The organism is Pseudarthrobacter sp. GA104, assembly GCF_009741265.1.
Taxonomy (GTDB): Bacteria; Actinomycetota; Actinomycetes; order Actinomycetales; family Micrococcaceae; genus Arthrobacter.
This window is the reverse complement of record NZ_WOWL01000001.1, coordinates 1,474,497-1,486,632: the sequence shown is the minus strand read 5'-3', so window position 1 is coordinate 1,486,632 and position 12,136 is coordinate 1,474,497. Positions and strand designations below refer to the sequence as shown.

The window sequence follows — 12,136 nt, the reverse complement described above, 5'->3', positions numbered from 1 at the left end:
CAAGCTCCGCGTCATCGTGATGGGGGTGTCCGGCTGCGGCAAGACCACCATTGGCGACCTCGTCGCCCGGGAACTCGGCGTGCCGTTCCTCGACGGCGACTCCCTCCACCCTGTGGAGAACGTCGCCAAAATGGCGGCCGGCACGCCACTGACGGATGACGACCGCTGGCCGTGGCTCGCCACGGTGGGCACCGAGCTGGCCAACGCGGGCGACGGCGGCATGGTCCTGGCGTGCTCCGCCCTCCGGCGCAGCTACCGCGACGCCATCCGGGCCCAGGCGCCGGATACCGTCTTCCTGCACCTGCACGGGAGCAAAGAGGTCCTGAGGGCGCGGACTGAAGGGCGCACCGGCCACTTCATGCCGCCGGCCCTCCTCGACTCCCAGCTCGCCACGCTGGAACCGCTCCAGGCTGACGAAGCGGGCGTCGTCGTCGACATCGCTGCCGGCGTGGACGAGGTGGTGCGGGAGGCACTCGCCGGAATTGCCGTCGTCGCGCGCTCCAAAACTGGTGGCTCCGGCAGCGCTGCCAGCCGTGCCGGTGCCCCCGGCACCCGGCCGCGGCAGTTCGACGTCGACCTCCAGGCCGCGCCGTTCAACCTCGACGACGACGCCGTCGCCTGGGTGGAATCCACCCTGGCCGGCATGAGCCTCGAGGAAAAAATCGGCCAGCTGTTCATCAACCACAACAACGACTACTCCCCGGAGTACCTCGATGGCGTCCTGGAGAACTACCACGTGGGCGGCATGCGGTACCGGCCGGGTCCGTCCGCGGCAGTGCAGGAGCACATCCGGTATGCGCAGTCCAAGACCCGCATCCCTTTGCTGGTGGCCTCCAACCCGGAAATGGGGGGAGCCGGAAGCTGTGACGACGGCACGTTCGTGTCCACGCACCTGCAGGCCGGCTCCCACCCGGACAAGGCCATCGCCCGGCAAATGGGACAGGTGGCAGGGGTGGAAACCGCGGCGCTGGGCTGCAACTGGGCGTTCGCGCCGATCGTGGACATCCACTACAACTGGCGGAACACGGTGATCTCCACCCGGTCCTTCGGGAACACCCCCGAGATCGTGGTGGAGCGCGCGAAGGAATACTTCGACGGCATCAGCGAGTCCCCGACGGTGTGCGCCATGAAGCACTTCCCGGGCGACGGCGTGGACGAGCGCGACCAGCACGTCGTCACCTCCTACAACACATTTGGCTACGAGGAGTGGAACCGGACCTACGGGCACGTGTACCGCGAGATGATCGGGCACGGCGTGCAGTCCATCATGGTGGGGCACATCGGCGCCCCGGAGCTGTCCCGGCATTTCCGGCCGGGCATGGCGGACGCGGACATCCTGCCGGCCACGCTGTCTCCGGAGCTGCTGCAGGACCTGCTCCGCGGTGAGCTCGGGTTCAACGGACTGGTCCTTACCGACGCCTCGCAGATGGTGGGCCTCACCCAGGCCATGAAGCGAAAGGACCTGGTGCCGGCCACCATCGCCGCCGGCTGCGACATGTTCCTCTTCTTCCGCAATCCGGCGGAGGACTTCGGCTACATGCTGGACGGCGTCAAGTCCGGCGTCATCACCGAACAGCGCCTCCACGACGCGCTGCGCCGGATCCTTGGACTGAAAGCTTCCTTGGGACTGCACCGCAAGCCGGCGGACCAGCTGGTTCCGCCTCCTGCGGCGCTGGCCGTGATCGGCAGCGCGGAGCACCGGGCTGTTGCGGCGGAGATTGCAGACAAGACAGTCACCCTGGTCAAGGACACTGCGCACAACCTGCCCATCACGCCGCAGACGCATCCGCGGATCCGGCTGTACGGGATCTCCGGCGGGGCGGACTTCACGCGCGCCGATCCGCTGGCCTACCTGGACACCGTCAAGGAAGAGCTGCAGGCCGCCGGCTTCGAGGTGCACTTGTTCAAAACCGCGGACCAGCGGGAGGCTGCGGGGGAGACCGGTGTTAACTTCATGTCGATCATCTCCGAGGAAGCCACCGGGGACTATGCGGACAAGTACGACGCCGCTTTTGTGTTCGCCAATGTGAAGGGGTTCGCCCAGGAGGCGGCCATCCGGATCAAGTGGTCCACTCCCATGGCCGCGGAGATTCCGTGGTATGTCACCGAGGTTCCCACCGTGTTCGTTTCGCTGAACCAGCCAAACCACCTGATCGATGTGCCGATGGTCAAGACGGCGATCCACGCCCACGCAGGGTCCCGCGAGGCCATCCGGGCCACCATTGAAAAGATCCAGGGCAAGTCCGCATTCCAGGGCACGTTCAACGACAACGTGTTCTGCGGTTCCTTCGACACCCGGCTCTGACCGGCGCACTAAAAAAGGAAAGCCCCTCCATGAGGGGCTTTCCTTTCTTGCTGATAGCAGGACGCGGCTAGATCCACTTCGGTGCGGCGGGCGTTCCTTCCGCCGCACCCGCGCCGGTGGCCGTGACCCCATGCGACCCCCGGCCGGCAGCCCAGGCGACGACGGCGGGCAGCGGCCCCGTGATGATCGTCGGGTCAGCGGCGCCCACATCGCCGAACGCCAGGTCCGTACCGTCCACCTTGACGACCAGGCCGGCATCCGTGCCGCGGGTGTGCCAGGCGCCGGTGATGTCCTTGAGCAGGCGTTCCAGGACGGGGGCAGGGATATCGCCGAAAGTGGCGCCGTTGTCCAGGTCCACGGCGTGCATCCAGACCTCGCGGGTGCGCATCCACACGGTTTCCTCCGCCGGGACGATGCGGCCCTGGGCGGTCTTGACCTTGTGGTGCCAGGCGTCCGCGGGCAGGTCGCGCCATTCGACGTTCAGGTGCACGGCTGAGTGGTCGAAGAGGTGCCGCAGGGCGATGGGGGACAGGGTGGACCCGAAATCGATTTCGTGGTTCCGGGCCTCGGGCGAGGAGTACATGGGGTTTTCCACGCCGGTGGCGGCCCATTCGATCAGCCGCGCGATGGCGCGGGCGTTGTAGCCCACGTGTGCCACGACATGCCTGCGGGTCCAGCCGGGAAGGAGGGTGCCGCCGTCGAGCTCTGCGTCGGAGAGCTCGTTGAGCTTGCGGGCGAAGAACGCGGTGCCCCGGCGCGCCTGGAGCAGTGCCTCCAGGAGCGCCGGGTCGGTGGCCTGGTCGTGGCGGGCAACCATCAGGCTTCCTTGACCACGCGGTTCTTCAGCTGGCCCAGGCCCTCGATGGTGGTCACCAGGACCTGGCCTTCCTGCAGGTAGCGCTTGGGGTCCTGCGCGTGGCCCACACCGCCGGGGGTGCCGGTGGCGATCACATCGCCCGGGTTCAGCGTGATGATTGTGGAGATGTAGGAGACCAGGAATTCTGGGGTGAACACCAGGTCCGAGGTGGGGGTGGACTGCTGGACGTCGCCGTCCACGGCCGAGGTCATCAGCGGGCCGGGGGTGAATTCGTCCTTGGTGACCAGGGCCGGGCCGAACGGGGTGGACTTCTCCCAGGTCTTGCCCTGCAGCCACTGGATGGTGCGGAACTGGTAGTCGCGCATGGAGATGTCGTTCAGGACGGCGTAGCCGGCGATGTGGTCCGCGGCGTCGGCCTCGCTGATCCGGCGGCCCTGCTTGCCGATGACGACGGCGAGTTCGGCTTCCCAGTCCACGGTGTCCGATTCCTGCGGCAGGGCGAGGTCGTCGTTGGGGCCGATCAGGGACTCGGCGTACTTGGCGAACAAGGTGGGGTATTCGGGCACTTCCCGGCCCATTTCCTTGATGTGGTTGCGGTAGTTGTGGCCCACGCAGATGATCTTCCCCGGCGAGGGCACGACGGCGGCGAGGTCCGCGCCGTCGAGGGCGTGCGTTGCGCCGCTGGCCGCCGCGGCGGTGGTTTCCCAGGCGGGGTCCTGCAGCAGGGCGCCGACGTCGGCGAACCCGGAGATCTCGGTGAGGGTGTCGCCGTCCTGGCGGACCGCCACGGTGCCCTTGGTTCCTGAGCTGTCAGCAGTACGGAGGGTGAGGAGTTTCATTACTTGCTGCGTCCTTCGATATAGGTGCGGTTGAAGTTCAGGCGCTCAAAGATGGGGGCGTCGCTGAAGCGGAACAGATCAAATTCACTCTCGGCCTGCAATGACCAGGCGGCCCAGGACGGGACCACGAATAGGTCGCCCTTGGCCAGCTGCCGGGTTTCGCCGTTGAGGACTACGGAGCCGGTGCCTTCGAAGACCTGCCAGACACTCGAGCCGACCTCGCGGACGGTCTCGGTGGCGGCGCCGGCGCGGAGGCGGTGGAACTCGGCGCGGATGGTGGGCATGACGTCCCCGCCTGTGGTGGGGTTGGTGTAGCGGACGGCGGCGTGGCCCTGGGACACGGTGGCCGGGTGGCCCTCGTCTTCCAGCAGCAACTGCTCACGCAGGGCCGCGTCCGTGTACTTCCACCGGTAGGCGGCGATGGGGGAGCTGGTGGTGTCCTCCAGGCCCGAGAGCGGGCGAAGGCCGGGGTGGGCCCAGAGGCGCTCGGACCGGGAGATGTCCGGGGTGGCCTCGTCCGTGACGCGTTCGGTGCCGAACTCGAAGAACCCGGCGTCGGCGTAATGCACGAACGGGATGTCCAGGCCGTCGATCCAGGCCATCGGCTCGTCGGTGTCGTTGTGGTGGCCGTGGAAATTCCAGCCCGGGGTGAGCAGGAAGTCGCCGCGGGACATCCGCACCGGGTCCCCGTTCACCACGGTCCACACGCCTTCGCCCTCGACGACGAAGCGGAAAGCGTTCTGCGAGTGGCGGTGCTCCGGTGCGGTTTCGCGGCCGCCCAAGTACTGGATCGCGGCCCAGAGCGTGGGCGTGGCGTAGGCGGTTCCGCCAAGGCCCGGGTTGGCCAGGGCAATCGCGCGGCGTTCCCCGCCGCGGCCCACGGGAACAAGGTCACCGGCACGGGCGGCCAGCGGGTAGAGGTCGCTCCACCGCCACACGTGCGGCACTGCCTTGGGGGACGGGACCATCGGCATCAGGTCACCGATCTCGGTCCAGAGCGGGATCAGGTTCTCTTTGTCGAAGTCCTTGTACAGCTGCTCGAGCTGGGCAGCCTCCTCGGCGGTGGGCTCCGGAGCGGTGATCCCCGCGGCCACAGATTCATGGGTCGTGTTCTCGGCGCTGATGGACACGTGGGCCTCCTTTGTGGGTCAGAACAGTTTTTTGGCGTGGCTCGACTCTACGGAAGAAGGTGGTGTGACCCCCAGCATATTCTGCTCTTCAGAATTGGTGCGCTTTACTCTGGCCCTGTCAGTCCGGCTCTGCCGGGTTTGCCGCGATGTCGATTTCCAGCTGCCTGCAGCATTCGCGCAGGGCCGGTACCAGCCCGGCGTCGAACACCGTGCGGAAACGGGTGGCGGGTGTGGCAACGCTGAGGGCGCCCACAACCTGCCCGTGCCGGTTGTGCAGCGCCATGCCCAGGGCGCTCACACCGTCCTCAGTGCCCTCAAAGTTGGCTGCAAAACCGTTGCCGCGGATGGACTCCAGCTCGCGCAGGAATCCCGGATATTCCTCGTCGGGGATGGTGTCCCCGCCAATCTCGGCGTTGTTGCTGCGGAAGAGCTGGTCCAGCAAACGCGGTTCCAGTTCCGCCAGCATGGCCTTGCCGCCGGACGTCTTGTCAGCAGGCATCACCGTCCCCTGCCGGTCACCTACCCGCAGCACGTTGGTCCCCTCCACGGTCGCCAGGAATCGGACTTTGGTGCCAACCCGCACCATGAGGTTCACGGTCTCGTTGAGCCGCGCGGCGAGCAGTTCCATATGGGGCTGTGCGAGCGAGCGCAGCAGCCTGGTCCAGCTCAGTCCGGCGGGGCCGACGCCCATGGCGGGACCCGGAACATAGCGACGGGTTTCGTCCTGCACGGCGAAGCCGCGGTAGACCAGCATCGCCAGGAGCCGGTGGGCCGTGGAGGGGGCCACTCCCAGTTCCTCGGCCGCATCCTTCAGCCGGAGGGCGCCGCCGTCGCGCAGGAGCTGGAGGAGCTGCAGCGCGTTGTCCACCGCCTCGATGGAATAGGTGGGGCGCTTCTGCACGGGCTTTTTCTGCACATCAGAATTGTATTGTGGTTCATCTTCGGTGGCCATGACAGTAGTGGGATGAATCACACACTTCCCGCTGCAGCGACGCACCGGTTCTCGCCGGGGGATCCCACCCCCACGTCCAATGACGGGCACGGCCGGTTCTCCAAGGCCTCGGCAGCCGCAGTCCTTGTCTGCTGGCTGCTGGTGGTCTTCGACGGCTACGACCTCATCGTCTACGGCACTGTCCAGTCCTCCCTCATTTCCGAAACCGGCTGGGGCCTGACCAAGGCAACCGCCGGGACGGTGGGCTCCATGGCCTTCCTGGGCATGATGATCGGCGCGATCTTCGCCGGCCGCATGGCCGACTCGTGGGGCCGCCGCCGGACCATCCTGGGCTGCGCCATCGTTTTCTCCGTCTTCACTGTTCTTTGTGCCTTCGCTCCCAGCGCCGCCATTTTCGGGGTCCTGCGGCTCCTGGCCGGCATCGGGCTTGGCGGCCTGGTGCCGTCCGCGAATGCCCTGGTGGCGGAACTGGTCCCCACCAAGTGGCGCTCCATCGTGGCCACCCTGATGATGTCCGGCGTCCCGATCGGCGGTTCCATTGCTGCCCTCGTGGGCATCCAGCTGATTCCGGCCTTCGGCTGGCAGTCCATGTTCCTGGTGGCCGTGCTGGCCCTGGTGGTCGTGGTGCCGCTTGGGCTCAAGTACCTGCCCGAGACGCTTGCACCCGTGGGCGCAACGGACAGCGCGAAAGGCAAGGCCGAAAAAGCTGCCCGCCGGTTTGGCGCAGCCAAGGAACCGTCCGGCTTCTCCTTGCTCCTCCGCGCACCCTACCTGGGCATCAGCATGCTCTTCGCGGTTGCTACCATCGCCACCCTGTTCGCGTGGTACGGGCTGGGCACCTGGCTGCCCAACCTCATGCAGCTTGCGGGCTACAACCTGGGCTCCGCCCTGACGTTTGCCCTGGCCCTGAACCTCGGTGCAGTGGCCGGCTCAGTGATCACGGCCTGGGCCGGTACCCGCTTCGGACCAATTCCGACGGCGATCGCAGCTGCCGCCGTCGCCGCCGTCGCGCTTGTGGTGCTGGTGAGCGGACCGCCTGTGTCCGTCGTCTACCTCATGCTGGTGCTCGCCGGCGTCGGAACCCATGGCACCCAGTGCCTCATCATCGCCGCGGTGGCCAGCCACTACCCCGCCCATTTGCGGGGGACGGCGCTTGGCTGGGCCCTGGGCACCGGCCGGATTGGCGCCGTCGCAGCTCCCCAGGTGGGCGGCCTCCTGCTGGCGGCCGGACTGGGTGTCAACTCCAATTTCCTTGCCTTCGCCGGTGCGGCCGCCGTCGCTGCGGTCCTGCTGACCGCCGTCGGCATCAACCTCAAGTCCAAACTCCCAACTTCCCCTTCAAGCCCAACAACAGGAGCAAGCAATGTCTGAGCACGCCACGTCCACCGATGTCCTGGTGATCGGAGGGGGGATGGCCGGCCTGGCCGGCGCCCTCGCACTGCGCGAAAACGGTGCCAGCGTGACCCTCGTGGAGCGCGCCCCCGAGTTCGGCGAGGTGGGCGCCGGACTGCAGATGGCACCCAACGCCTCCCGCATCCTCCGCCGCTGGGGCCTGCTCGAAAAGGCGCTGGAAATCGGCGTGCAGCCCAAGCACCTGGTGTTCCGCGACGCCGTCACCGGCGAGGAGCTCACCCGCCAGACGCTCAACGGTGAATTCGAGGAACGTTATGGCGCTCCCTACGTTGTGATCCACCGGAGCGACCTGCACCGGGTCCTGCTGGAAGGCTGTGAAGCGGCGGGCGTCAAGCTCGTCAACGACGTCATGGTCGAAAGTGTTGAGACCGTGGGCGGCCGGGGCGTGGCGCATACCGCAGCCGGAGTGGACTTCGAGGCCGACGTCGTAATCGGCGCCGATGGCCTGCGGTCCACGCTGCGTCCGCTCGTGGCAGACGACCAGCCCGTCTCCTCCGCCTACGTGGCGTACCGCGGCACCGTGCCCATCACCGAAAACACGCCCAAGGCCGACCTCGAGGACGTCATCGTGTACCTCGGGCCGGACTGCCACCTGGTGCAGTACCCGCTGCGAAAAGGCGAACTGCTCAACACTGTTGCTGTCTTCAAGTCGCCGTCCTTCGAGCGCGGCGAGGAGCAGTACGGGGGAGTGGACGAGCTCGAGGCTGCGTACAAGGACTGCGTTCCCGCCGTCCAGGAGGCACTGAAGAACCTCGCCACCGGCATCCGCTGGCCCATGTACGACCGCGATCCGATCGAGAACTGGGTGGCCGGCCGCATGGTCCTGATGGGCGACGCCGCGCACCCCATGCTCCAGTACCTCGCCCAGGGAGCGTGCCAGGCCCTGGAGGACGCTGCCGCGCTTCAGGATGCGTCCGTTGGCACCGTCTTCACGGCGGACGGCGTCAACCCCGACGGCTGGGACGAGGCCATCCGCGACTTCAACAAAGTCCGCGCCGGCCGGACCGCCCGGGTGCAGCGCACCGCCCGCGTCTGGGGCGAGTCCTGGCACGTGTCCGGCCTCGCGCGCACCCTGCGCAACCTGCTGTTCAAGAGCCGGAAGGACAACAATTTCCAGTACAACGACTGGCTGTACGGGCAGGATGGCGACGGCGTTCCCGCCGGAGCCACGAAGCGGATCGCGCAGGAGGCGGCCGCGTAGGTCCGCCGGCAAGCCAGCCCCCACGGCAGCAGCGGACGACGGCGGGACCCTCCGCCGTCGTCCGCTGCTGTGTGCCAGTGCCTCGCCAGGTCAGCCTGGTTGCCGGGCGTGGGCGGCGCTTAGTAGGCCTTGACGCGCTGGTCGACGACGAGGTGGATAAGTGCGAAGACGCCGTCCTCCTCGATGGCCGCAAGGGCTGCATCGAGTGCGGCGGGGATGTCCTTGTCCTTGGTAACAGTGACCCCGAAACCGCCGAAGGCCCTGGCCATCAGGCCGAAGTCCGGATTCTTCAGTTGCGTGCCGGAGACGCGCGACGGATAGTGCCGCTCCTGGTGGGTGCGGATGGTCCCGTACTCCTGGTTGTCCATGACGATCACCAGCGGCGTGGCACCGTACTGGACCGCCGTCGCCAGTTCCTGGCCGTTCATCAGGAACTCGCCGTCGCCCGCAATGGTGACCACCCGGCGTGCCGGTTCCGCCAGCGAGGCCGCGATGGCCGAAGGCACGGAATACCCCATCGAGCCGTTGCGGGCGCTGATCATGGAGGCGTACCGGCGGGTTGGGAAGTAGCGGTGGGCCCAGTTGGTGTGTTCGCCGGCGCCGAAGGTCACCATCGCATCCTCCGTAAGCCGTGGCACCAGGTTCGCCATCAGGGTGTCCATCCGCGCCCGGCCCGGTGCCGGAGAGGCCGGGGGCAGGGCGGCGAACCTTTGCTGCTCCGTCCGCATCCGCCCGGTCCACGCTTTCCATTCCGCCTTGGCCGGCAGGCTGATGCCCGCGAGGTCGCGTACGAAGGCTTCCGGCTTGGCCAGGATTTGCCGGGAGACCGGGCCCGACCGGCCGCGGAGCGAAGGATCCACGGTAACCAGGAAGTTCTTTTTGCTCCAGTCCTGCCGGCAGACGAACCCGTCCGTAATAACATCGCCCGGCACCGTCCCCACAAAGACCAGCAGGTCGGTTTCCTCCAGGAGATCGTAGGTGGGGCGGGGCCGGCCATAGCCAATAGGGCCAACATAGGAGGGCGAATCGAAGGGCACCGTCCCCTGTGTCCGCCATTCCGCAGCTGCCGGGATATGGTGCCGCTCCAGCCAGGCGGTCAGCTGGTCTGCCGCCGCCTGGGTCCAGTCGTTGCCGCCGGTGACGAACAGGGGCCTGCTCGATTCTGCCAGTGCAGCCCGGAGGGCGATGGCGTCCGTGCTGCTCATGCCACCGGAGGCCACGGGAATGGCGGGATGCAGTGCAGGGTCGATCTGCTGCCGGATGACGTCCTCGGGCAGCCCCACCACCACGGGCCCGGGCCGGCCGCTCATGGCCGCAAACATGGCTTCCGCCACGATCTCGGACGCCCGTTCTGCGTGGTCGAGGACCATCACCCGCTTGGCGCCCGTGTCGAACCAGGACTTGATGTCGAACTCCTGGAAGGCCTCCCGGTCCCGGTGAGCGAAGGGGATCAGGCCCACAAACAGAAGCATGGGGGTGGAGTCCTGCCATGCGGTGTGCAGGCCAACATGGGCGTTGGCGGCGCCTGGACCACGGGTCACCATCGCCACGCCGGGGCGCTGGTTCATCTTGCCGTCCGCTTCAGCCATGTAGGCGGCGCCGCCCTCATGCCTGCAGACGACGGTTGCAATATCCGATGCGTGCAGGCCATCCAATACGTCGAGGAAGCTCTCGCCCGGCACTACATAGGTGCGCTCCACGCCGTGCGCGGCCAGCGAATCAACTATCACATGGCCCGCGGATTTGGTTGCTGGTTCTGGCTTCTCCGCAGGGATTGCCTGCAGCTTGTGCTGCGCGGAGGATTCGACGGCGGCGTGCGGGACGCGCGGTTCGGTCAGGGTTGCTGCTGCGGGTTCCGTTGTCATGGTCTTTCTTTATTGTTCGATTATCTGATGGGTGTGCGGTTGGCGATGACGGGGGAGAGGCCGGTAAAGCCTTCGCGGGTTTCGGCGATTTCGCGGATGCGGGTGCGGCAGGCGTACCAGCCGACGACCATGAGGGCGGAGGCGATGGCGGTGACGAGCATGGTGAGGGGGGAGTCGATGAAGACCATCACGAGCACGCCCACCAGGAAGAGGAGGGAGAGGTAGCCGGTGTAGGGGGCGCCGATCATGCGGAAGGTGGGGCGTTCGAGCCAGCCTTTGTCGGCCCAGCGTTTGAGCTGGATTTGGCACAGGACGATGGTTGCCCAGGTCATGATGATGCCCACGGAGGCGACGTTGAGGACGATTTCGAAGGCCTGGGCGGGGACGAGGTAGTTCAGGGGGACGCCCAGGAGGGAGACGGCGGCGGTGATGGCGATGCCGCCGTAGGGGACGCCTGCTTTGTTCATGCGGGAGGCGAAGCGCGGGGCGGAGCCGTTGACGGACATGGAGCGCAGGATGCGTCCGGTGGAGTAGAGGCCGGCGTTGAGGGAGGACAGGGCGGCGGTGAGGACGACGAGGTTCATGATGACGTCCACGCCCTGGATGCCGATGGAGCCGAAGAACGTGACGAAGGGGCTGACGCCCTTTTCGTAGGAGGTGTAGGGCAGCAGCAGGGCCAGGAGGATGACGGAGCCGACGTAGAACACGGCGATGCGGAAGACCACGGAGTTGATGGCTTTGGGCATGATTTTTTCGGGGTTTTCGGTTTCGCCGGCGGCGGTGCCGACGAGTTCGATGGAGGCGTAGGCGAAGAGGACGCCCTGCATGAGGATGATCATGGGGAGCAGGCCGTTGGGGAAGATGCCGCCGTTGTCCGAGAGGAGGCTCAGGCCGACTTGCTGGCCGTCCACGGGGGTGCCGAAGATGACGAAGTAGGTGCCGGCGATGAGGAAGATGACCAGGGCGGCGACCTTGATCAGGGCGAACCAGAATTCCATTTCGCCGAAGACCTTCACGGAGACGAGGTTCAGGGCGAGGACCACGATCAGGGCGGTCAGTGCCCAGGCCCATTGCGGGACGGCTGCCATCCAGGGATGTAGTTGCCGAAGAAGTTCATGTAGAGGGCGGCGGCGGTGATGTCCACGATGGTGGTGGTGGCCCAGTTGATCCAGTAGAACCAGCCGGAGACGAAGGCGGCTTTTTCGCCGAAGAATTCGCGGGCGTAGGAGACGAACGAGCCGGAGGAGGGGCGGTGGAGGACCAGTTCGCCCAGGGCGCGCAGGATCAGGAACGCGAAGAACCCGCAGACGGCGTAGGCGATGACCAGGGACGGGCCCGCGGCGTTGAGCCGGCCGCCGGCGCCGAGGAACAGGCCGGTGCCGATCGCACCGCCGATCGCGATCATCTGGATCTGCCGGGGCTTGAGGTTCTTGTGGTAGCCCTTGTCCTCGGCATGCAGGGCGGTCTCGGAGGCATGGGCGTGCCCGCCGTCGATGATGTGGTCTGCTGCAACCTCGTCGTTGGGGTTGTGGGGCATGGTTGATCGTTTCGATCCGGGGAAGATCTGACTGGGTGGGGAAAAGTTGTGGGGCGGATACCTTCACATGGCAGGCA

8 protein-coding genes and 1 pseudogene are annotated in these 12,136 nt (G+C 66.9%); 3 read left to right on the top strand and 6 right to left on the bottom strand.

What is annotated here, in order from left to right:
• Nucleotides 1-19: 19 nt before the first annotated feature.
• Nucleotides 20-2,305, top strand: a complete 2,286-nt coding sequence (locus tag GK109_RS06615; RefSeq protein ID WP_157242711.1) for a gluconokinase, GntK/IdnK-type — start codon at nucleotides 20-22, stop codon at nucleotides 2,303-2,305.
• Between the two features lie 67 nt (nucleotides 2,306-2,372).
• On the opposite strand, the gene GK109_RS06610 is transcribed toward GK109_RS06615, so the two are convergent.
• From GK109_RS06610 to GK109_RS06595, 4 genes are all read right to left on the bottom strand, one after another.
• Entirely contained in the window at nucleotides 2,373-3,122 is a 750-nt protein-coding gene (locus tag GK109_RS06610; protein ID WP_157239200.1) for a maleylpyruvate isomerase family mycothiol-dependent enzyme, read from the bottom strand.
• Entirely contained in the window at nucleotides 3,122-3,961 is an 840-nt protein-coding gene (locus tag GK109_RS06605; RefSeq protein ID WP_157239198.1) for a fumarylacetoacetate hydrolase family protein, read from the bottom strand. The genes GK109_RS06610 and GK109_RS06605 overlap by 1 nt, the downstream gene beginning before the upstream one ends.
• Complete coding sequence (locus tag GK109_RS06600) at nucleotides 3,961-5,091, bottom strand: cupin domain-containing protein (protein ID WP_370460441.1); 1,131 nt, start codon at nucleotides 5,089-5,091, stop codon at nucleotides 3,961-3,963. Before GK109_RS06600 ends, GK109_RS06605 begins: the two co-directional genes overlap by 1 nt.
• Before the next feature lie 118 nt (nucleotides 5,092-5,209).
• Nucleotides 5,210-6,043, bottom strand: a complete 834-nt coding sequence (locus tag GK109_RS06595) for an IclR family transcriptional regulator (RefSeq protein ID WP_157239196.1) — start codon at nucleotides 6,041-6,043, stop codon at nucleotides 5,210-5,212.
• A 12-nt stretch (nucleotides 6,044-6,055) separates the two neighbouring features.
• Between GK109_RS06595 and GK109_RS06590 the strand changes: the two genes are divergently transcribed.
• Both GK109_RS06590 and GK109_RS06585 read left to right on the top strand, forming a co-directional pair.
• The gene (locus tag GK109_RS06590) at nucleotides 6,056-7,414 is read left to right on the top strand and encodes an aromatic acid/H+ symport family MFS transporter (RefSeq protein WP_157239194.1); all 1,359 of its coding nucleotides are present in this window, start codon (nucleotides 6,056-6,058) and stop codon (nucleotides 7,412-7,414) included.
• Complete coding sequence (locus GK109_RS06585) at nucleotides 7,407-8,657, top strand: FAD-dependent oxidoreductase (protein ID WP_157239192.1); 1,251 nt, start codon at nucleotides 7,407-7,409, stop codon at nucleotides 8,655-8,657. The genes GK109_RS06590 and GK109_RS06585 overlap by 8 nt, the downstream gene beginning before the upstream one ends.
• Before the next feature lie 119 nt (nucleotides 8,658-8,776).
• On the opposite strand, the gene GK109_RS06580 is transcribed toward GK109_RS06585, so the two are convergent.
• Entirely contained in the window at nucleotides 8,777-10,522 is a 1,746-nt protein-coding gene (locus tag GK109_RS06580; protein WP_231754811.1) for a thiamine pyrophosphate-dependent enzyme, read from the bottom strand.
• 20 nt (nucleotides 10,523-10,542) lie between these two features.
• Nucleotides 10,543-12,059 (bottom strand): annotated as a pseudogene (locus GK109_RS06575) (amino acid permease).
• Nucleotides 12,060-12,136: the final 77 nt, after the last annotated feature.